Here is a 24,499-nt window from a genome sequence, read left to right as displayed (position 1 = left end):
GGCGCAAGTCCGCCCGTGTCCCCACTTCCCATGTCACCCCCCACCCGCCAAACCCCTTAACGTCCCAGACCAGCCGGAAGCGCCCCAGGCCCCCTGGCTGCGCCCGCTATTTTCCCAGGGCGCGCAGCGCACCCGATTCAAGCGGCAGCTGAAAACGGACTTTCTTCTCAACCGTGACTTATCAGGCAGGTTACCCCATGCAGTTCAGCGAATTATTGGCAGCGATTTCCACCCATGCGATCCGTCTGCAAACTGAAGAGGGCGACCTGATCATCCTGGGCGACGACGAAGCCCTGAGCGACGCGCTGTGGGATCAACTGATCGCCCACAAGCCCGCACTGCTGGCACTGGTGGCCGAGCACGGCGGTGACTGGCTGAGCCCGGCTTACCGCATCACCCCGGCCATGCTGCCGCTGGTCAACCTCGACCAGGCCGCCATCGACCGTATCGTCGCCGCGATCCCGGGTGGCGCGGCGAATGTGCAAGACATCTACCCCCTGGCGCCGCTCCAGGAAGGCATGCTCTACCACCACCTTTCGGCCGAGCAAGGCGACCCCTACGTGCTGCACGCGCAGTTTGTGTTCGACAACCGCGCACGGCTGGAGGCTTTCGCCGAAGCCTTGCAATGGGTGATCGACCGCCACGACATCCTGCGCACCTCGATGGTCTGGGAGCGCCTCGACGAACCGCTGCAAGTGGTGTGGCGCAAGGCGCCGCTGGTATGCGAAGACATCCGCTGCGACGGCGGCGATGCGCTGGCCCAGTTGCAGGCGCGTTATGACGCGCGGACTTACCGCATGGACCTGGGCCAGGCACCGCTGTTGCGCCTGGTCTTCGCAGACGACCCGGCCAACCAGCGGGTCGTGGCAATGCTGCTGTTCCACCACACCATCCTCGACCACACCGCCCTCGACGGGGTGCGCCATGAACTCCAATTGTACCTGGCCGGCGAGCACGCCCAGGCCGGCGAGCCGGTGCCGTTTCGCAGCTACATCGCCCAGGTACGCCAGGGCGTCAGTGAGCAGGCTCACGAAACGTTTTTCCGCGAGATGCTGGCCGATATCGACGCGCCGACGTTGCCGTTCGGCTTGCAGAATGTGCAAGGCGATGGCCACGGCGTCGATGAGGCACGTATCCCCGTCGACAGCGGCCTGAGCCGGCGCCTGCGGACCTTGGCACGCCCGTTGGGGGTGAGCATGGCGAGCCTGCTGCACCTGGCCCTGGCCCGTGTGCTGAGCGTGGTGTCCGGCCGTGAGGCGGTGGTGTTCGGCACGGTGATGCTCGGTCGCATGGACGCGGGCGAAGGTGGTGAACGCGCCTTGGGCATGTTCATCAATACCTTGCCGTTGCGCGTGGACGTGGGCGAGCAGGGCATCCGCGCCGGGGTCAGGGCGACCCATGCGCGCCTCACCACCTTGCTCGATCATGAACATGCCTCCTTGGCACTGGCGCAACGTTGCAGCGGCGTCGCCGCGCCGACGCCGCTGTTCAGTGCGATGCTTAACTACCGTCACAGCGCCGCCACCGATATGGCTGCCGTCATCGAGGTTGCCCCCGGCATCCAGGTGTTGGGCGCCGAGGAGCGCACCAACTACCCGCTGACGGTCAACGTCGATGACCTGGGCGAAGACCTTGCACTGAGCGTGATCGTCGAGGCCTCCATCGGCGCAGGCCGAGTGGCCGGCTACCTGCATACGGCCCTCGAAAGCCTGGCCGATGCGTTGGAGCAGCGACCGGATATGCCGCTCAGCGGCCTGAACATACTGCCCGACGCCGAACGCCAGACCCTCCTGCACGGCCTCAACCAAAGCCCCACGCATTATGCCGATAACGCCCTGATCCACCAGCAAGTCGAAGCCCAGGCCGCCGCCCATCCCGAGGCGGTCGCGCTGCGTTTCGATCACCGGCGTCTGACCTACCGTCAACTCAACGAACGCGCCAATCAGGTAGCCCACCGCCTGCTGGCCCAAGGCGTGCGCCCCGACGACCGCGTGGCGATCTGCGTTGAGCGTGGCCTGGAAATGATCATCGGCCTGCTGGGCATTCTCAAGGCCGGCGCCGGTTATGTGCCCATCGACCCGGCTTACCCGCTGGAACGTATCGCCTTCACCTTGCACGACAGCGAGCCGGTGGCCGTGCTGGTGCAGGCCAACACCGCGCACTTGGTCGGCGAGCTGACGCAGATCGATCTCAACCACCTGGGCCAGGAATCCATCGTCAACCCGCGACTGGCGTTGAGCCCGGCCAACCTGGCCTACGTGATCTACACCTCCGGTTCCACCGGCTTGCCCAAGGGCGTGATGATCGAACACCGCCAGGTGGCGCGGTTGTTCACGGCCACCGAGCACTGGTTTGGCTTCAATAGCAACGATGTGTGGGCGTTGTTTCACTCCTTTGCCTTCGACTTCTCGGTGTGGGAGATCTGGGGCGCGTTGATGCACGGCGGCCAGTTGTTGATCGTGCCGCAACTGGTCAGCCGCTCGCCGGATGAGTGCTACACGCTGCTCTGCGAGGCGGGCGTGAGCATCCTCAACCAGACGCCCAGCGCGTTCCGGCAGTTGATCGCCGCCCAAGGCCGCAGCCCCGCAGCACATTCCCTGCGCCAGGTGATTTTTGGCGGTGAAGCCCTGGAGCCGGGCCTGCTCAAGCCGTGGTATGCCCGCGCAATCAATGCCGGCACGCAACTGGTCAACATGTATGGCATCACCGAAACCACCGTGCACGTGACCTATCGTGCCTTGCAGGCGGCGGATGCCCAGCTGGTGGGCGTCAGCCCGATTGGCGTGCGTATTCCCGACTTGCAGTTGTACGTGCTCGACGCGGCTCGCGAGCCGTTGCCGTTTGGCGTGGCCGGCGAGTTGTACGTCGGCGGTGCCGGTGTCGCGCGTGGTTACTTGAACCGACCGGCGCTGAACGCCGAACGCTTCCTCACCGACCCGGTCACCGGCCAGCGCCTGTACAAGACCGGTGACCTTGGCCGCCTGCTGGCCGACGGCAGCGTTGAATACCTGGGGCGCAACGACGACCAGGTGAAGATCCGCGGCTTCCGCATCGAACTGGGCGAAATCGAAGCGCGCCTGGCCACCGCCGACGGCGTGCGTGACGCCGTGGTGATTGCCCGCGAGGATGAGCCGGGCGACAAGCGCCTGGTGGCCTATGTGATTGCCGACGGCGAACTCAGCACCGCCGCCTTGCGCGATCATCTACTGCGCAGCCTGGCTGACTACATGGTGCCCAGCGCCTTCGTACGGCTGGACCAGTTGCCGCTCACCCCCAACGGCAAGCTCGACCGCAAGGCGTTGCCTGCCCCGGATACCGATGCGCTGGTGCGCCGTGGTTATGCCGCCCCGCAGGGCGCGGTGGAAACCACCATCGCCGGCCTCTGGCAAGAGCTGCTCAAGCTCGACCGCGTGGGGCGTGACGATAACTTCTTCGAGCTGGGCGGGCACTCGTTGCTGGCGGTCAAGTTGATCGAACGCATGCGCCAGGCCGACCTCAGTGCCGATGTGCGCGTGCTGTTCGGCCAGCCCACCCTGGCTGCGTTGGCGGCAGCGGTGGGCGGTCAGCGGGAGGTCCAGGTCCCGGCCAACCTCATCAGCGCAACCTGCGAACAGATCACGCCGCAGATGCTGCCGTTGGTAGCGCTGGACCAGGCGGCGATCGACCACATCATCGCCAGCGTCCCCGGCGGCCTTGGCAACGTGCAGGACATCTACGGCCTGGCCCCGTTGCAAGCCGGCATCCTCTACCACCACCTGGCAACCACCGAGGGCGATCCCTACGTGTTGCAGGTGCAGTTGCGCTTCACCGACCAGGCCGCAGTGGACGCGTTCGTCCAGGCGCTGCACCGCGTGATCGAACGCAATGACATCCTGCGCACCGGCATTCTCTGGGAGGGCCTGGAGGAACCGGTGCAAGTGGTGCTGCGCCAGGCGCCGCTGGCCGTCGAGCGCCTCGAAAGTCCGGGCCAGGATGCGTTGGCGCAACTGCAGCAGCGCTTTGACCCGCGCCACTATCGCCTCGACCTGTCGCGCGCCTCACTGATGCGCTTTGCCTATGCCCAGGCGCCGGACGGGTTGGTCGGCATCCTGTTGTTGCACCATATCCTGCTCGACCACACCGCGCTGCAAGTGCTGGTACAGGAGATGAGCGCCAGCCTGTCCGGTGATGACGCGCACTTGCCGGAACCGGTGCAGTACCGCAATTACGTGGCCCAGGCGCGCCTCGGCGTGACCCAGGCGCAGCACGAAGCCTTCTTCAGCGACATGCTCGGCGATCTCGATGAGCCCACCCTGGCGTTCGGCCTGCAGGACGTGAACGGCGACGGCAGCGGCATCCTCGAAGCCCACTTGCCCCTGGAGCCGTCCCTTAGCCAGGGCCTGCGCGAGCAGGCGCGGCAGCTGGGTGTGAGCACTGCCAGCCTGGTGCACCTGGCCTGGGCGCAGGTGCTGGGCCAGGTGTCCGGCCAGCAGGATGTGGTGTTCGGCACCGTGTTGCTGGGCCGTATGCAGGGCGGCGAGGGCGCCGACCGTGCACTGGGGATGTTCATCAATACCTTGCCGCTGCGGGTCAGCCTCGGCACTGTCGGCGTACAGGCCGGGGTGCGCGCCACCCATGCGCGGCTGGCGCAATTGCTCGGGCATGAGCACGCCTCGTTGTCCCTGGCCCAGCGCTGCAGCGGTGTGCCGGGTTCATTGCCGTTGTTCAGCACGCTGCTCAACTACCGCCACAGCGCGCCGGATGAAGCCCCGGGCGACAGCCCGTTCGCCGCTGCGGGCATTCAAATCCTCAGTTCCGAAGAGCGCAGCAACTACCCCCTGGTCCTCAACGTCGATGACTTGGGCAGCGGGTTCGCGCTCACGGTGCAAGGCGTGGCCAGCCTGGATGTGCAACGTGTGGGCGAATACATGCTCACCGCATTGCGCCATCTGGTCAGCGCCTTGCAGCAAGCGCCGACCACGCCGTTGCAGGCGGTGTCGATTCTGCCGCCCGCCGAGCGTCATCAACTGCTGGTGACGTTCAACGCCACCCACCGCGAATACCCGTCGCAACTCACCGTGCAGCAACTGTTCGAAGCCCAGGCGCTGGCCCGGCCGGAGGCGGTAGCGGCCGTGCACGGCGCGTTGTCGCTGAGTTACCGTGACCTTAACCGGCGCGCCAACCGCCTGGCCCATCACCTGATCCAGCAAGGCGTGCAGCCCGGCGAAAGCGTGGCGATTGCCCTGCCGCGCTCCCTCGATCTGCTGGTGTGTCAGTTGGCGATCCTCAAGTGCGCGGCGGTGTATGTGCCGCTGGACATCAACGCCCCGGTGGACCGCCAGGCGTACATGGTGCAGGACAGTGGCGCACACCGGGTGCTCACGACCCTGGCCGACCTGAATCTGGAGGCGCAGTCAGCGCGCAATCCGGAGCTGGCGCAAAGCTCGGAAAGCGTGGCGTACATCCTCTACACCTCCGGCTCCACCGGCGCCCCGAAGGGTGTGCAAGTGCCGCACCGCGCCATCTCGCGCCTGGTGCTCAACAACGGTTATGCCGATTTCAACGAACGCGACCGCGTGGCCTTCGCTTCCAACCCGGCGTTCGATGCGAGCACCCTCGACGTATGGGCGCCATTGCTCAATGGCGGTTGCGTGGTGGTGGTCGACCAGGCCGTGCTGCTGTCCCAGGCGGCGTTCGCCGCATTGCTGCAGGAGCAGGCCGTTAGTGTGTTGTGGATGACCGCCGGGCTGTTCCATCAGTACGCCGATGCGCTGATGCCGGTGTTGCCTCAGTTGCGTTACCTGATCGTCGGCGGCGATGTCCTCGACCCGCTGGTGATCGGCCGCGTGCTCCGGCACGGCAAGCCCCGGCACCTGCTTAACGGCTACGGGCCGACCGAAGCCACCACGTTCTCCACCATCTACGAGATCACTGCGGTGGGCGAGGGCGGCATCCCCATCGGCCGGCCAATCGCGAATGCCCAGGCCTATGTGCTCGACGCCCGTCAACAACCACTGCCGCTGGGCGTGGTCGGTGAGCTGTATATCGGCGGTGCGGGTGTGGCCAAGGGGTACTTGAACCAGCCGCAACTGACCGCCGAAAAATTCATCGCCAACCCCTTTGGTGACGGCCTGCTGTACCGCACCGGCGACCTGGCAAGCTGGCAGGCCGACGGCACGTTGCTCTACCAGGGGCGCAATGACCTGCAATTGAAGATTCGCGGCTTCCGTATCGAACCGGGCGAAATCGAGACGTGCCTGGCCATGTTTGCCGGGGTCAAGGACGCCGTGGTGCTGGCCCGCGAAGACCAGCCTGGCGACAAGCGCCTGGTGGCGTACTACACCGGCGAGGCGGCGTTGCCGATCGAAGCGTTGCGTGCCCACCTGCAAGCACGCTTGCCGGACTACATGGTGCCTTCGGCCTATGTCTGGCTCGCGCTGTTGCCCCTGACCGCCAACGGCAAGCTGGATCGCAAGGGCTTGCCGGCACCGGACCAGAGCGCGCTGCTCAGCCGTGGCTACGAAGCGCCGGAAGGCGAAGTGGAAACCCTGCTGGCGCAGATCTGGCAGGACGTGCTCAAGCTGGAACGCGTGGGGCGGCACGACCATTTCTTCGAGCTGGGCGGGCATTCATTGCTCGCCGTCAGCCTGATCGAACGTATGCGCCAGGTGGGCCTGAGCGCCGATGTGCGCGTGCTGTTCAGCCAGCCGAGCCTGGCCGCGTTGGCGGCGGCGGTCGGCAGCGGCCGCGAGGTCGTGGTGCCGGCCAATGGTATCCCGGCGGGTTGCGCGCACATCGAGCCGGCGATGCTGAGCCTGGTGCAACTCGATCAGGCGGCGATCGAGCGGATCGTCGCCAGCGTCCCGGGGGGCGCGGCGAATGTGCAGGATATCTACCCGCTGGCACCGCTGCAGGAAGGCATCCTTTATCACCACATCAGCGCCGAGCAGGGCGACCCCTACCTGTTGCAGTCGCGCATGGCGTTCGACAGCCTCGAGCGCTTGCGAAGCTTCATGGGCGCGCTGCAACAGGTGGTCGCGCGCCACGATATCTTGCGCACGGGTGTGGTCTGGGAAGGCTTGGACAGCCCGGTGCAGGTGGTGTGGCGCGACGCCCAGCTGGTGGTGCAAGAGGTCGCCGTAGATCCGGCGGGCGGCAGTGTCATCGAACAACTGCATGCGCGTTTCGACGCTCGCCACTACCGCCTGGACATCACCCAGGCGCCGCTGCTGCGCATGGTCTATGCGCAGGACCCGAACCATCAGCGAGTCGCGGCGATCTTGCTGTTCCACCACCTGGCGCTGGACCATACCGCCATGGCCGTGGTCGGCCAGGAAATGCGCGCCTGCCTGCTCGACCAGGCCGATGCCTTGCCTGCGCCGTCGCCGTTTCGCAACTATGTGGCCCAGGCACGCCTGGGGGTGAGCGTGGCGGAGCATGAACAGTTCTTCCGCGAAATGCTCGCCGATGTCGATGAGCCGACCTTGCCCTTTGGCGTGCAGGACGTGCAGGGCGACGGGCGGGATATCGAAGAAGCCGAGCAACCGCTGGAGGCAGCCCTGGCGCTGCGGGTACGTGAGCAGGCGCGCCTGCTGGGCGTCAGCGCGGCGAGCCTGATGCACCTGGCCTGGGCGCAGGTGCTGGGGCTGGTGTCCGGGCGCGACGACGTGGTGTTCGGTACCGTGTTGATGGGCCGCATGCAGGCCGGCGACGGTGCCGACCGTGCGCTGGGCATGTTCATCAATACCTTGCCGCTGCGGGTCAATGTGGCCGCCGGCGCGGCGGTGGCGGTCAAGGCCACCCATGCGCGCTTGAGCGCATTGCTCGGCCACGAACATGCGTCGCTGGCCCTGGCGCAACGTTGCAGCGGCGTGGCGGCGGCCATGCCGCTGTTTAGCGCGCTGCTCAATTACCGCCATAGCACGCCAGACGAAATGGCCCGCGACGGCCAGGGCATCTGGCGAGGCGTGCAATTGTTGGGCGGTGAAGAACGCAGCAACTACCCACTGACCTTGAGTGTCGATGACCTGGGAACAGGCTTTGCCCTGAGTGTGCTGGCGCTGCCGCAGATCGGCGCCCAGCGCCTGTGCGGCTACATGCACGCCGCCATCGAGCAACTGGTCGCGACCCTGGAAAGCGGCGCCACCACCGCGCTCAATCAGCTGTCGATCCTGCCGGCGGCGGAGCGCGAAACCCTGCTGCGCGAGTTCAACAACACTGCAGTGGATTTCCCCACCGGGCACACCGTGCATGGCGCCTTTGAAGCCCAGGTCGAGCGCCAGCCCAACGCGATTGCCGTGCAGCAAGAGGAGGAGTCGCTGACCTATCAGCAACTCAATCAACGCGCCAACCAGTTGGCTCATTACCTGCTGCAACAGGGTGTGCAGCCGGATGACCGCGTGGCGCTGTGCTGCCGTCGCGGCCCGCAGATGCTGGTCGGGTTGCTGGGCATTCTCAAGGCCGGCGCCGGCTATGTGCCCATCGACCCGGCTTACCCCGCCGAGCGTATCGCCTACCTGTTGCAGGACAGCGCCCCGGTGGCGGTGCTGGCCGAAGCCGGCACCCGTGACCTGCTCGGTGCGGTGCCCACCGTGGACCTGCAGGGCGACCGTTGGCAGCACCACCCCGTCAGCAACCCGCAACTGCCGACCCTGACCCCCGCGCACCTGGCCTACGTGATCTACACCTCCGGCTCCACCGGCCAGCCCAAGGGCGTGATGGTGGAACACCGCACCGTGGAAAACCTGGTGCACTGGCACTGCGAAGCCTTCGGCCTGGATGCGCGCAGCCATACCAGCAGTGTCGCCGGCTTCGGCTTTGATGCGATGGCCTGGGAAGTCTGGCCGGCACTCTGCGCCGGCGCGACCCTGCACCTGCCGCCGGCCCGAATGGGTAATGAGAACATCGACGCACTGCTCGACTGGTGGCTGGCGCAGCCGCTGGATGTGAGCTTCCTGCCCACGCCCGTGGCTGAGTACGCCTTCAGCCAGAACCTGCTGCACCCGACGTTGCGCATCCTGCTGATCGGTGGCGACCGCCTGCGCCAGTTCACCCAGGAGCGACGCTTTGCGGTGATCAATAACTACGGCCCCACCGAAGCCACGGTGGTCGCCACGTCCGGCCGCGTGCGCGCCGGGCAGGTGCTGCATATCGGCAGGCCGATCGCCAATGCTCACACCTACCTGCTCGATGGGCAGTTGCGCCCGGTACCGGTCGGTGTGGTCGGCGAGTTGTACGTGGGCGGTTGCGGTGTGGCGCGGGGCTATCTGAACCGCGCGGATCTGACCGCCGAGCGTTTCCTGCAAGACCCGTTCAACCCTGGGCGCATGTACCGCACCGGCGACCTGGCGCGCTGGTTGCCCGACGGCAATCTCGAGTACCTGGGCCGTAACGACGACCAGGTGAAAGTGCGCGGCGTACGCGTTGAACTGGGCGAAATCGAAAGCCGCCTGGCCGCCTTGCCTGGCATTGACGAGGCGGTGGTGCTGGTGCGTGACGCTCGCCTGGTGGCCTGGTTCACCGCGCAGCAAGCGCCGGCCATCGAGACGCTGCGCGAGCAACTGCAAGCGCAACTGCCGGACGCACTGGTGCCGGTCGCCTACGTCAAGCTCGACGCGTGGCCCCTGACCGCCAACGGCAAGCTGGACCGCAAGGCCCTGCCGGAGCCCGATCAGGCCGCGCTACTCAGTCGCGACTACGAGGCGCCCCAGGGCGATGTGGAAACCACCCTGGCGCGGATCTGGGCCGAAGTGCTGCAAGTGGAGCGTGTCGGGCGCCATGACCACTTCTTTGAGCTGGGCGGGCATTCGTTGCTGGCCGTCAGTCTGATCGAACGCATGCGCCAGGTCGGCCTGAGCGCCGACGTGCGGGTGTTGTTCAGCCAGCCGACGTTGGCCGCCCTGGCCGGAGCCGTGGGCAGTGGCCGCGAAGTGCAGGTGCCGCCCAACCGGATTGCCGCCGATTGTGCGCGCATTACCCCGGATATGCTGACCCTGGTCGACCTCGATCAATCGACCCTCGATCAGGTGGTCAACCAGGTGCCCGGTGGCGCGGCCAATGTGCAGGATATCTACCCGCTGGCGCCGTTGCAGGAAGGCATGCTGTATCACTACCTCAGCGCCGAGCAGGGCGACCCGTACCTGCTGCAATCGCACCTGGCCTTTGATTGCCTCGAGCGCCTGCAAGCCTTTGCCCAGGCGCTGCAACAGGTGATCGACCGTCACGATATCCTGCGCACCGGCGTGGTCTGGGAGGGCCTGGTGCAGCCGCTGCAAGTGGTGTGGCGCCGTGCCGAGTTGCCGCTGGAAGAGTTGCAGTTGGACGGTGATGTGTTGGCGGCGCTGTACGCACACTCCGATGCCCGCCGCTATCGCCTGGATATCCGCCAGGCCCCGCTGATTCGTTTGATGTTCGCCCAGGACCCGGCCAACCAACGCGTAGTCGCGGCGTTGCTGTATCACCACATTGCGCTGGACCACACCGCGTTCGACGTGGTGCTGCGCGAAATGCAGGGCCATTTGCTCGGCCACGCCGCGCCAACCGTTGCCCCCATGCCGTACCGCAACTACGTGGCTCAGGCGCGCCTGGGCGTCAGCGAACAGGAGCACGAAGCGTTCTTCCGCGAGATGCTCGGCGATATTGACGAGCCGACCTTGCCGTTTGGCTTGCAGGATGTGCGCGGCGACGGCCGTGAGATCGAGGAACACTGCCTGCGCCTGGACAGCGAGCTCAACCGCCGCCTGCGCACCCAAGCCAGGTTGCTTGGCGTGAGCAGCGCAAGCCTGTTCCACCTGGCCTGGGGCCAGGTGCTGGCGGCCACGTCGGGCCGCCACAGCGTGGTGTTCGGCACGGTGCTGGTCGGGCGCATGCAAGGCGGCGAGGGTGCCGACAGGGCGCTCGGGGTGTTTATCAATACCTTGCCGCTGCGCCTGGATATCGATGCGCAAGGCGCCCGTATGGCTGTGCGGGCCACCCATGCGCGGCTGACCGCGTTGCTCGGGCATGAACATGCGTCCCTGGCCCTGGCCCAGCGTTGCAGTGGGGTGGCGGCACCGGCGCCGTTGTTCAGCTCGATGCTCAACTATCGCCATCGCGGCGCCGCCACCCGTGCCGCCGAGGCACAGCAGGCGTGGGAAGGCATGCAGACGCTGGTCAACGATGGGCGCACCAACTACCCGCTGACGTTGAACGTGGATGACCTGGGCGATGGCTACGACGTCACCGCCCTGGCGCAGTTCGATGCGCAGCGCGTGTGCGGTTATATGCAGACGGCCCTGGCGGGCCTGGTTGACGCCTTGGAGCAGGCACCGCACCAGGCGCTCAATCGTCTGCCGGTCCTGGGCCACGACGAGCGCCAGAAACTGCTGGTGGCGTTCAACGCCACCGATGTCAGCTACAACCTCGACCAGACCCTGCACGGTCTGTTCGAGGCGCAGGTGGCGAAAACGCCGAATGCGCCGGCGGTCAAGGCCGCTGAGCAGCAACTGAGCTACGCAGAGCTTAATGAAAGTGCCAACCGCCTGGCCCATCACCTGCGGGAACTCGGAGTAGAGCCGGATTCACACGTGGGTATCTGCGTCGAGCGGGGCCTGGACATGGTGGTCGGCCTGCTGGCCATCCTCAAGGCCGGTGGCGCCTACGTGCCGCTGGACCCGGCGTACCCGTTGGAGCGCATCGCCTACATGCTGCAAGACAGCGCGCCGGTGGTGGTGCTGGCGCAAGGTGGCACCCGCACGTTGCTGGGCGACGTGCCGCTGCTTGATCTGGATTCGGTCACCTGGCAGCACCAGCCTGCCACCAACCCCCAGGTGCCGGGCCTGAGCGCCCGGCACTCGGCCTATGTGATCTACACCTCGGGTTCCACGGGCCAGCCCAAAGGCGTGATCAACGAACACGCCGGCGTGGTCAACCGTTTGCTGTGGATGCAGGACGCCTATGGCCTCAAGGCCGATGACAGGGTGTTGCAGAAAACCCCGTTCAGCTTCGACGTGTCGGTGTGGGAATTCTTCTGGCCGCTGTTGAACGGTGCGCGCCTGGTCATGGCGCGCCCGGGTGGGCACAAAGACCCGGCGTACCTGTGCGACGTGATCGAGGCCGAACGCATCACCACCTTGCACTTTGTACCGTCGATGCTCGACGTGTTCCTGGCCCATGGCGATGTTGGCCAGGCCAGCGGGCTGGTGCGGGTGATGTGCAGTGGCGAAGCGTTGCCGGGCAGCCTGGTGCGGCGCTTCAAGCAGCAGTTGCCGGGGATCGCCCTGTACAACCTGTATGGCCCGACAGAAGCGGCGGTGGACGTGACGGCCTGGAACTGCGCACGCCCCGAGGTACCGGACAACACGCCGATCGGCAAACCCATCGCCAACACTCGCATGTATGTGCTGGATGCGCAGTTGCAGCCGGTGCCGCTGGGCGTGGTCGGTGAGTTGTTCATCGGTGGGGTGCAAGTGGCGCGGGGTTACCTGAACCGTGCGCAGTTGACCGCCGAACGCTTTCTCAAAGACCCGTTCAGCGACGGGCGCCTGTACCGTACCGGCGACATCGGGCGCTGGTTGCCCGACGGCAACATCGAGTATCTGGGCCGTAACGATGACCAGGTGAAGATCCGTGGCCTGCGCATTGAACTGGGCGAAATCCAGGCGCGCCTGCTCGAGCATGCGCAGGTCAATGAAGCGGCGGTAGTAGCCCGCGAAGAGCGGCTGATCGCCTACTACACCGGCGTGCACACCGACATCGAAACACTGCGCGCGCATCTGTTGCAGCACCTGCCGGACTTCATGGTGCCCGCCCTGTTCGTGCACCTCGACGCGCTGCCGCTGAGCCCCAACGGCAAGCTTGACCGCAAGGCGTTGCCGCTGCCGGGCATGGAGGCATTGATCGTGCGCGAATACCAGGCGCCGCAAGGTCACACCGAGACCCTGCTGGCCCGGCTGTGGGCCGAGCTGCTTGGCGTGGAGCGGGTAGGGCGCCACGACAATTTCTTTGAACTGGGCGGGCATTCGCTGCTCGCCGTGAGCTTGATCGGGCGCTTGCGCCAGGAAGGCATGGAAGCCGATGTGCGGGCGCTGTTCGAACAGCCGACCCTGGCGGGCTACGCCGCCGTCATCGAACAAATGGAGATCGTCCTGTGAGCATCCTCGAACTATTGGCGACGCTGCAAACCAAGGGTGTCCAATTGGCGCTCAAGGGTGAGCAGTTGTCGGTGCAAGGCAATAAACAAGCGTTGCAAGACCCGGCGCTGCTGGCCGCGTTGCGCGAACACAAACCGGCGCTGATCGAGTTGATCAAGGGCGGCGAATACTCGGCGACCAAGGCCGGTGAAGTAACGGTGCCGGCCAATGGCATCCCGCTGGATGCCGAGCGCATCACCCCGGCGATGTTGAGTCTGTCGACGCTGAGCCAGGAGGAGATCGACGGCCTCGTCGCCACGGTCGATGGCGGTGTCGCGAATATCCAGGACATCTACCCGTTGGCGCCGCTGCAGGAAGGCATCCTGTTCCATCACGTCAGCGCCGAGCACGGTGACCCGTATGTGATGCAGTCGCAGTTCGCCTTCGACAGCCTTGAGCGTTTCGACGCGTTTGCCCAGGCCCTGCAGGCCGTCATGGACCGGCACGACATCCTGCGTACCAGCGTGGTCTGGGAAGGCTTGCGCGAGCCCTCGCAAGTGGTCTGGCGCCAGGCTCGCCTGCCGGTGCAGGCCCTTGAGCTGGACCCCGCCGATGGCGACATCGCGGCGCAACTGCACGGGCTGTTCGATGTTCGTCACTATCGTCTCGACGTGACCCGGGCGCCGTTGCTGCGTCTGGTGCGCGCCGATGACCCGGTGAATGCGCGGATCGTCGCCACCTTGCTGTTTCACCACATGGCTCTGGACCACAGCGCCCTTGAAGTGGTGTGCCATGAACTGCAAGCGTGCCTGTTGGGGCAGGGCGCGGCGCTTGGTCAGCCGGTGCCGTTTCGCAACTATGTGGCCCAGGCGCGACTGGGGGTCAGCGAGCAGGAGCACGAGGCGTTCTTCCGCCAGATGCTCGGCGATATCAGCGAGCCGACCTTGCCGTTCGGCTTGCAGGATGTACAGGGCGATGCCCGTGGCATCACTGAAGTCAGCCTGCCGCTGTCGCCGCAGCTGGGGCAGCGCTTGCGTGCACAGGCACGGCTGTTGGCGGTGAGCGCAGCCAGCCTGTTCCATATGGGTTGGGCGCAGGTGTTGGGCGTGCTCGCCGGCAAGCGGCAGGTGGTGTTCGGCACGGTCTTGATGGGCCGTATGCAGGGCAGCCATGACACCGAGCGTGCGCTGGGAATCTTCATCAACACCTTGCCGTTTCGCGTGGACGTGGATGACCAGGACGTGCGTGCCGGGGTCAAGACCACGCACGTGCGCCTGACCACCTTGCTGCGCCATGAACATGCGGCGCTTGCCCTGGCGCAGCGTTGCAGTGGGGTGGTGGCACCGACGCCGTTGTTCAGCGCCTTGCTCAACTACCGTCACAGCGCGCCGGCCGCCAGTGAGCAGGCGTTATCGGCCTGGGCCGGCATCACCGCGCTCAGCGCCGAGGAGCGCACCAACTACCCGTTGACCTTGAGCGTGGATGACTTCGGCGAAGGCTTTGGCCTGAGCCTGCTGGCCAGCACCCAGGTGGACCCGCAACGCGTCTGCGCCTACCTGCAAACCGCCCTGGAAAACCTGGTGACGGCGCTGGAGCAGGCGCCCCACACGGCGCTCAACCAGATCGCGGTCGTACCTGCCTGCGAACAACAGCTGTTGCTGGAACAGTTCAACGCGACCCAGGCCGAATTCCCCCAAGGCACCTCGGTGCACGCGCGCATCGAAGCCCAGGCCGCACTCACGCCCGACGCCATTGCCGCCGTGCACCAAGGCCGACAACGCACCTATGCCGAGCTGAACCAGCAAGCCAACCTGCTGGCCCATCACCTGATCGCGCTGGGCGTGCAGCCCGACGACCGCGTGGCCATCGTTGCCCGCCGTGGCCTGGACACCCTCGCCGGGTTGCTGGCGATCCTCAAGGCGGGGGCCTGCTATGTGCCGGTGGACCCCTCCCACCCGGCCGAGCGCCTGAACTACCTGCTGAGCGACAGCGCCCCGGTGGCGGTACTGACCCAACAGGCGTTGCTCGAGCGTCTGCCGGTGCTGGACGTGCCGGTGATCAACCTGGATCGCTACACCTGGCAGCACCATTCGGCGAATAATCCCAAGACCGGCGTCACACCGTCGAACCTGGCGTACGTGATCTACACCTCCGGTTCCACCGGCCTGCCCAAGGGCGTGATGGTGGAACACCACACCGTGACCAACCTGGTGGACTGGCATTGCCGCGCCTTTGACCTGTGTGCCGGGCGCCATACCGCCAGCGTGGCCGGGTTCGGCTTTGACGCGATGGCCTGGGAAGTGTGGCCGGCACTGTGTGTGGGCGCGACCCTGCACTTGGCGCCGACCCAGGAGGGCGGTGAAGACATCGACGCCTTGCTGGCGTGGTGGGCCGCGCAACCTCTGGATGTAGGCTTCCTGCCGACACCGGTGGCCGAGTATGCCTTCAGCCAACAGATCGAACACCCGACGCTGCGCACCCTGTTGATCGGCGGCGACCGCCTGCGCCAGTTTGCGCGGGCGCAGCGCTTTGCATTGATCAACAACTATGGCCCCACCGAAGCCACCGTGGTTGCCACTTCCGGCAAGGTCGAAGTGGGGCAGCCGCTGCATATCGGCAAACCCATCGCCAATGCCACGGTGTACGTGCTGGACGAACAACAACGCCCGGTGCCCCTGGGCGTGGCAGGCGAATTGTATGTGGGCGGCAAGGGGGTGGCGCGCGGTTACCTGAACCGCCCGGAACTGACTGCAGAACGCTTCCTGCAAGACCCGTTCAACGGCGGGCGCATGTACCGCAGCGGCGACCTGGTGCGTTGGCTGCCGGACGGCAACCTCGAGTACCTGGGGCGTAACGACGACCAGGTGAAAATCCGCGGCATGCGCATCGAGTTGGGCGAGATCGAAACCCAGCTCAACCAACTGCCCGGCATCCTCGAAGCCGTGGTGCTGGTGCGTGACGAGCGGCTGGTGGCTTATTTCACCGAGAAGCCGCAGTTGGACCCGCTGACGGTTGCGGGCATCCGCGCCCATCTGGTGACGCACCTGCCGGACTACATGGTGCCGGTGGCCTTCGTGAAACTTGACGCGTTTCCGCTGACCGCCAACGGCAAGCTCGACCGCAAGGCCCTGCCGGCGCCGGACATGGCGGCGGTGTTTAGCCGTGAATACGCGGCGCCCCAAGGCGAAATCGAAACCCAGCTGGCGCAGATCTGGGCCGATGTGCTGCAGGTCGAGCGCGTGGGGCGGCACGACCATTTCTTCGAACTGGGCGGGCACTCGTTGCTGGCCATGCGCATGGTGTCCCAGGTACGCCAGCGCCTGGGCGTGGAGCTGTTGCTGGGGGACTTGTTTGCCAACGCCGAACTGGCCGCCGTCAGCGATGTGTTGGCCCAGGCCGGCCGCAGCACCTTGCCGGACATCCTCCCGGCCAACCGCGATGAACACATCCCGCTGTCCTTCGCCCAGCAGCGCCTGTGGTTCCTGGCGCTGATGGAAGGCGCCAACACCGCCTACAACATCCCCATTGGCCTGCGCCTGCGCGGGCAGTTGCACGTAGAGGCGTTGCAGCGCGCACTGGCACGCATCGTTGCGCGGCATGAAACCCTGCGCAGCCGTTTCGCCCAGCACGGTGAAGAAGCCCAAGTGCTGGTGGTTCCGGCCGAGGAGATGCTGCCCCTGCAAGTACAGGACCTGCGCCGCCATCCGCAACCGCAACAGGCGCTGGACGCGCTGATCCAGGGCGAAGCGTCGGCGCCGTTCGACCTGGAGCGTGGCCCGTTGCTGCGCGGACGCCTGGTGGTGATGGCCGATGATCACCATGTGTTGCTGTTGACCCTGCACCACATCGTTTCCGATGGCTGGTCGATGGGCGTGCTGACCCGTGAGCTGATGGCGCTGTACCGGGCGTTCAGCCACGGCCAGTCAGACCCGTTGCCGCCGCTGCCGATCCAGTACGGCGACTTTGCCGTGTGGCAGCGCCTGTGGTTGAGCGGTGAAGTGCTGCAGCGCCAGAGCGCCTATTGGCAACAGGCGCTGGACGGCGCCCCGGCCTTGCTCACGCTGCCCACCGATCGCCCCCGCCCGGCGCAACAGGACTACGCCGGCAACAGCGTCGCCGTGCGCCTGGATGAACGCCTCACGGCCGGGCTCAAGGCTTTGAGCCAGCGGCATGGCACCACGCTGTACATGACCTTGATGGCGGCCTGGGCGTCCTTGTTGGCGCGGTTGTCCGGGCAGCAGGACCTGGTGATCGGCTCGCCGGTGGCCAACCGCACGCGCAGCGAGGTGGAAGGGCTGATCGGGCTGTTCGTCAACACCCTGGCGGTGCGCATCGATACCTCGGGTGAGTTGAGCACCGAGGCCCTGCTGGCGCGGGTCAAGCGCCTGACGCTGGCGGCCCAGGCCCATCAGGACCTGCCGTTCGAACAAGTGGTGGAGATTACCCGCCCGGTGCGCAGCCTGGCGCACAGCCCGCTGTTCCAGACCCTGCTGACCTGGCAGGACAGCAGCGCCCCGGCCCTGGCGCTGGGTGACCTGGCGTTGGAGAGCATTGTGGAGAACAGCCACTTTGCCAAGTTCGATCTGTCCCTGGACCTGGGAGAGGTGCAGGGCACTTTGATCGGATCGCTGGAATACGCCGTGGCGCTGTTCGATGAGTCGACAATCGAGCGTTACGTCGGCTATTTCAAGCGGGTCTTGCAGGCCATGGTCGATAACGACCAGGCCGTGCTGGAACATGCACCGCTGCTGGATGAGCGCGAGCGCCAGCACCTGCTGTTCGACTTCAACGCCACGCAGGTCGATTACAACCTCGACCAGACCCTGCATGGGTTGTTCGAGGCTCAGGTCGAGCGTTCACCGCACGCCGTGGCCGTCAAGGCCGGGGATCGGCAGTTGACCTACGCCGAACTCAATGCACAAGCCAATCGGTTGGCCCATCACCTGATGGCGTTGGGCGTAAAACCGGGCGCGCGGGTCGCTATCTGCGTGGAGCGCGGCCTGGAAATGGTGGTCGGCCTGTACGCGATCCTCAAGGCCGGTGCCGGCTATGTACCGTTGGACCCGGCCTACCCGCTGGAGCGCATCGCCTACATGCTCAAGGACAGCGCGCCTTGGGTCGTGCTGGCCCAGTGCACCACGCATACCTTGCTCGGCCAGGTGCCGGTGGTCGACCTGGACCGCCCGACCTGGCAGCACCTGTCGGCCGAGAATCCCCAGGTAGCCAGCCAGACCGCGTATGTGATCTACACCTCCGGCTCCACCGGCCAGCCCAAGGGCGTGATCAACGAGCACGCGGGGGTGGTCAATCGCCTGTTGTGGATGCAGGACGAATACGGGCTGACCGCCGATGATACGGTGCTGCAGAAAACCCCGTTCAGTTTCGATGTGTCGGTGTGGGAGTTCTTCTGGCCGCTGTTGAGCGGTGCGCGCCTGGTCATGGCGCGCCCGGGCGGGCACAAAGACCCGGCCTACCTGTGCGAGGTGATCGAGGCCGAACGCGTCACCACCCTGCACTTTGTGCCGTCGATGCTCGAGGTGTTCCTCGCTCATGACGATCTGAGCCAGGCCGCTGCGCTGGTGCGGGTGATGTGCAGTGGCGAAGCCTTGCCGGGCAGCCTGGTGCGCCGCTTCAAGCAGCAGTTGCCGGGGATCGCCCTGTACAACCTGTATGGCCCGACAGAAGCGGCGGTGGATGTGACGGCGTGGAATTGCGCCGGGCCGCTGACCCCGGACAACACGCCGATCGGCAAGCCGATTGCCAATACCCGCATGTACCTGCTGGATGCGCAGTTGCAGCCGGTACCGCTGGGCGTGGTCGGTGAATTGTTCATCGGCGGTGTGCAAGTGGCACGGGGTTATCTGAACCGCCCGGAACTGACCGCCGAGCGTTTCCTCGACGACCCGTTCACCCACGGGCGCCTGTATCGCACCGGGGACGTGGGCCGCTATTTGCCCGACGGCAATATCGAGTACCTGGGCCGTAACGATGACCAGGTGAAGATCCGTGGCCTGCGGATCGAACTGGGGGAAATCCAGGCGCGACTGCTGGAACATGCCCAGGTCAACGAAGCGGCGGTTGTAGCGCGCGAAGACCGGCTGATCGCCTATTACACCGGCGTGCCGACTGCGGTCGAAGCACTGCGTGCTCACCTCCTGCACCACCTGCCGGAATTTATGGTCCCGGCTGTCTTCGTCCATCTTGAGGCCTTGCCGCTGAGCCCCAACGGCAAGCTCGACCGCAAGGCACTGCCGGCACCGGATGTGGACGCGCTGGGGAGGCGCGAATACGAAGCGCCCCAAGGCGACACGGAAATCAGCCTGGCCAGCCTGTGGGCCGAGCTGCTCAATGTGGAGCGCGTAGGCCGTCACGACAACTTCTTCGAGTTGGGCGGGCACTCGTTGCTGGCGGTCAGCCTGATGGGGCGCATGCGCCGCCTGGGCTTGTCGGCTGACGTGAAGGTGCTGTTCGGCCAACCGACGCTGGCGGGTCTGGCGGCGGCGTTGGGCGGCGGGCGCGAAGTGGCGGTGCCGGCCAATCGGATTGCCGCAGATTGCACCCGGATCACCCCGGGCATGCTGCCGTTGATCCAGCTCGATCAGCCGGCCATCGACCGGATCGTCGCCTGCATCCCGGGGGGCGTGGCGAATGTGCAGGATATTTACGCGCTGGCGCCGTTGCAGGCCGGGATGCTGTATCAGCATCGTGCGACGCAGGGCGCTGACGCTTATGTGCTTCAGGCGCAATTCGCCTTTGACAGCCAGGCGCGCCTGGACGCCTTTACCCAGGCGTTGCAGGCGGTGATCCAGCGGCATGACGTGTTGCGTTCGTCATTCCATTGGGACGGCCTCGAGGAGCCGGTACAAGTGGTGTGGCGCAACGCGGTGTTGCGGGTTGAAACCGGGCCGCTGCCGCAACGTCTGGACCTGGGCCAGGCACCGTTGATGCGTCTGGTGTGCAGCGAGGCGGCGCAAGGGCTGGTCGCCACGTTGTTGTTCCACCACTTGGTGATGGACCACGTCGCCCTGGACATCCTGCAACAGGAGCTGCAAGCCTTTTTGCTGGGGACTTCGGACACCTTGGGAGAGGCCGTTCCGTATCGCAACTATGTAGCCCAGACGCTGGCCCAGACCCGACCGGGTGGGGACGATCACGAAGGCTTTTTCCGCGAGATGCTCAGTGAGATCGATGAGCCAACGCAAGTCGAGCCGCTGGGGCCTGATGAGTCGGTGCAGGTGGCAATAGACCCGTCACTCAGCCAGCGCCTGCGCAGCCAGGCGCGTCTGTCGGGTGTCAGCGCAGCGAGCCTGATGCACCTGGCCTGGGCTCATGTGTTGGGCAAGGTGGCGGGGCGTGAGCAGGTGGTGTTCGGCACGGTGATGCTCGGCCGCCTGCAAGGTGGCGAAGGCGCCGAGCGGGCCATGGGCGTATTTATCAATACCCTGCCGCTGCGCGTCGACCTCGGTGAACACGCGGTGCGTGATGCCCTGCGCGCCACCCACGCACGCCTGAGCCAACTGCTCAGCCATGAACACGCACCGCTGGCCGTGGCGCAACGTTGCAGCGGTGTGCCGGTGGGAACACCGTTGTTCAACGTGCTGTTCAACTATCGCCACAGCGCGCCGCACGCCACGGGAGTGGCCGAGGCGTGGCAAGGCATTCAATTGCTCAAGGCGCAGGAGCACACCAACTACGCGCTGTCGCTGAGTGTGGATGACCTGGGCGACGGTTTCAGCCTCAAGGCCATGGGGCCGGGTGCCCGACGCCTGTGTGCCTACCTGAATGTCGCCCTTGAGCACATCGTGCAGGCGCTGGAGCAGGGCAGCGCTATCGCCATCGGGTGCTTGCCGATTCTGCCCGACGTCGAGCAACAGCAGTTGCTGGGCTTCAACGCGACCACTCGGGCGTACCCGCGTGAACACACGGTGCAGCGCCTGTTCGAAGCCCAGGCCCAGGCACGACCGGATGCCGTGGCGGCACGGCATGGCGAACACGGCTTGAGCTACGCTGACTTGAACACCCGCGCCAACCGCCTGGCCCATCATTTGTTGGGGCTGGGCGTGCAGCCGGGCGAGCCTGTGGCGATGCTGTTGCCGCGTTCGCTGGACCTGCTGGTCTGCCAATTGGCGATCCTCAAATGCGCGGCCGCCTACGTGCCGCTGGACCTCAACGCGCCGGCCGAGCGCCAGGACTTCATGCTGCAAGACAGCGGCGCGACCTGGCTGTTGACTCGCAGCGATACGCGCCCCGTGCATTCGGCGCAGCGGCTGGATCTGGACACCCTGGTTCTCGACCCGCAACCGAGCCATAACCCGGCCCTGTCGCAGGCGTCGGACAGCGTGGCGTACATCATGTACACCTCGGGCTCCACCGGCGCGCCCAAAGGCGTTCTGGTGCCGCATCGCGGCATTACCCGGCTGGTGCTCAACAATGGCTATGCCGACTTCAATGCCAGTGACCGCGTGGCCTTTGCCTCCAACCCGGCCTTCGACGCCAGTACCATGGATGTGTGGGGCGCCTTGCTCAACGGCGGCCAGGTGCAGGTGATCGACCATGCCACCTTGCTCGACCCGGCCGCGTTCGGCGCGGCGTTGGCAGGCGCCACGGTGCTGTTCGTGACCACGGCGCTGTTCAACCAGTATGTGCAGATGATCCCGGACGCATTGGCCGGTTTGCGCATCCTGCTGTGTGGCGGCGAGCGGGCCGACCCGGCCGCCTTCCGCACGTTGCTGGCACGGGCACCGGCCGTGCGCCTGGTGCATTGCTATGGGCCGACCGAAACCACCACCTACGCCACCACGCATGAAGTGCGTGCGCTGGCGCCAAGCGCCGACAGCGTGCCGATTGGCGGGCCGATTGCCAATACCCAGGTCTATGTGCTGGATGCGCAACTGCAAGCGCTGCCGTTGGGGGTGAGCGGCGAAATCTGCATCGGCGGCGACGGCGTGGCCAAGGGGTATTTGAACCGGCCCGAGCTGACTGCCGAGAAGTTTGTCGATGACCCGTTCAACCCGGGCAACCTGATGTACCGCACCGGCGACCTCGGCCGCTGGACGGCGGACGGCCTGCTGGAGTGCATCGGACGCAATGACGACCAGGTGAAGATCCGCGGTTTTCGCATCGAGCTGGGTGAGATCGAAGCGCGCCTGGCCGCCTGCACCGGCGTCCGGGAGGCGGTGGTGCTGGCGCGTGAGGACGTACCGGGCGACAAGCGTCTGGTCGCGTATTTCACCTGGGCCGGCGAACCGGTCGGCGTCGACGCGGTGCGTGCCTGCCTGCAAGGCCAGTTGCCGGCGTACATGGTCCCGTCGGCCTATGTTCCCTTGGCGCAGTTGCCGTTGACCGCCAATGGCAAGGTCGACCGTAAAGCCTTGCCGATACCTGACAGGGAGGCGCTGGCCCAGCGCGATTTCGAAGCCCCGATGGACGCTTTGGAGCAAACCTTGGCGCCACTCTGGGCCGAGGTGCTGAAACTTGAGCAGGTGGGGCGGCATGACAGCTTCTTCGAGTTGGGTGGGCATTCGCTGTTGGCGATCCGCCTGGTCAAGCTGATGGAGGAGGCCGGTTTGCCGGTGTCCCTGGCCGAGCTGTTCCAGCATGCCAGCGTGGCCTCCGTGGCGGCGATGCTGCGCGAGCGTGCCGATGAGCCGGTGCGTGAGACGTCGGTGGTCACGGTGCGCAGCGGCGGTTCGCAGCCGCCGCTGTTCCTGGTGCACGAGTTCAGCGGCATGGACGTGTACTTCCCGGCGCTGGGCCAGCATCTGCCCGGCGATTACCCCATCTATGGCCTGCCGGGCGTGCCCCTCGGCGAGCCGCACTTGAACACCATGGAAGGGTTGGCGGCGCGCCTGGTCGGTCTGATTCGCGGCCTCCAGCCCCATGGGCCGTACCGGATCGCCGGTTGGTCGTTTGGCGGGGTGCTGGCCTATGAAGTCGCCATGCAACTGCTGGGGCTGGACGAGCCGGTCGCGTTTCTCGGGCTGATCGACAGCTACGTGCCGCGCATGACCGACCAAGGCAAGGCGCGTTGGAGCGGTACGGACGCGCTCAAGCGCCACTTGCTGTTGCAGTGCAGCGCCTATTGGAAAGCCCAGGGAGGTGTGAATGAGCTGGCGAGTATTGAGCAATTGGAGGCAGGCCTTGGACAGCTGGACTTTGCGGGCCTGCTGCAACGCTGTCGCGATCAAGGTCTGCTATACGCGCAAATGGCGGCGGCGACGGACACCGACCTGTTGAATTTCATCGAGCGGGAAGTCGGGCATGGACATGCGTTGGCGCATTACAGCCTGTTCCCGCTGCCGCTGGCGGTGCATCTGTTCAGTGCCGAGGAACGGCCTACCGAGCTGTCGCGACGCAGTGAATCGCTGGGCTGGAGCGACGCGCTGGCGCCGGGGCAACTGCGCCGCATCGAAGTGCCGGGGGATCACCAGAGCATGATGCAAGCCCCGCATATCCAGGCGTTGGGCCGCGCGCTGAACGAGGCATTGGCAACGGGGACGCCGGTCAAGGAGGCCGCGCATCAACCGTTGCTGCGCATTCAAAGCGGCCGCGCAGGGCATGCGCCGATCTTTTGCGTGCCGGGGGCGGGTGACAGCGTCACCGGCTTCGTCGGCTTGAGTGAGGCGCTGGGGCGTGACTGGCCGCTGTATGGCTTGCAACCCCGTGGCCTCGACGGCGAAGCGGTGCCCCACAGCCAAGTGGAAGCGGCGGCGCAGTGTTACCTGGCTGCGTTGGAGCATGAGTGCCCGCAGGGGCCGGTGCATCTTATCGGACATTCGTTTGGCGGCTGGGTCGCGCTGGAAATGGCGCTGCGCTTGCAGGCTGCGGGGCGTGAAGTGGCGTCATTGACTGTGATCGACAGTGAGTCGCCGGGTGGCAACGGTGTGATAGGGCGGCCATACACCTCGACGGCGGCGCTGCTGCGCTTGATCGAGTCCATGCAGGTGTCGGCCGGCAAGTCGCTGGGCATCGATCCGCCGGACTTTGCCCTGCGCGATGAGGTGGCCCAACAGCAGGCGTTGCATGCGGGGATGGTGCGCGTGGGGTTGCTGCCTGCCCGCGCTGCGGTGGATGCGATGGTGGGGCCTGCGCGTACCTATGCGGCGGCGTTGCGCACGGTGTATCGGCCGGCGCGGCCGTATCGCGGGGTGGTGCGCCTGGTGTTGGCACGCGACGCGACCCTGGATATGGCGGGCAATCAGCGTGAGCAGGGGTTGATGATTGAAGGCTGGCGGCGCCAAGGCAGTGGGCTGGAGGTGGGGTATGGCGAGGGGAATCATTTCACCTTGCTTAAAGCGCCGAATGTTCAGGGAGTGGCGCAGTGGTGGCTTGAGCGTTTGGTGATTGGGGAGGTGGTGTCTTGAAGGCCATGCAACGCGCCCATTTTTAACTGTCCCGCTTTAGAACGGACC

The 24,499-nt window shown here is 66.0% G+C and carries 2 protein-coding genes; both read left to right on the top strand.

Going from position 1 to position 24,499, the window contains the following annotated elements:
• The first annotated feature begins 197 nt into the window (after window positions 1-197).
• Window positions 198-13,109 (top strand): non-ribosomal peptide synthetase, encoded by a 12,912-nt coding sequence (locus JBE38_RS21275; protein WP_205345063.1) that lies wholly within the window; start codon window positions 198-200, stop codon window positions 13,107-13,109.
• The gene (locus JBE38_RS21270) at window positions 13,106-24,451 is read left to right on the top strand and encodes a non-ribosomal peptide synthetase (RefSeq protein WP_205345062.1); all 11,346 of its coding nucleotides are present in this window, start codon (window positions 13,106-13,108) and stop codon (window positions 24,449-24,451) included. Before JBE38_RS21275 ends, JBE38_RS21270 begins: the two co-directional genes overlap by 4 nt.
• Window positions 24,452-24,499 lie beyond the last annotated feature (48 nt).

Origin of the sequence: Pseudomonas sp. ICBG1301 (assembly GCF_016918385.1) — a bacterium.
In the GTDB taxonomy this organism is placed as follows: domain Bacteria; phylum Pseudomonadota; class Gammaproteobacteria; order Pseudomonadales; family Pseudomonadaceae; genus Aquipseudomonas; species Aquipseudomonas palleroniana.
The sequence above is the reverse complement of the archived record's forward strand: the minus strand, read 5'-3'. Positions and strand labels throughout refer to the sequence as shown.

Excerpts from the sequence above, each read along its gene's own strand:
- JBE38_RS21275 (WP_205345063.1), top strand. The coding sequence starts at position 198 with ATGCAGTTCAGCGAATTATTGGCAGCGATTTCCACCCATGCGATCCGT.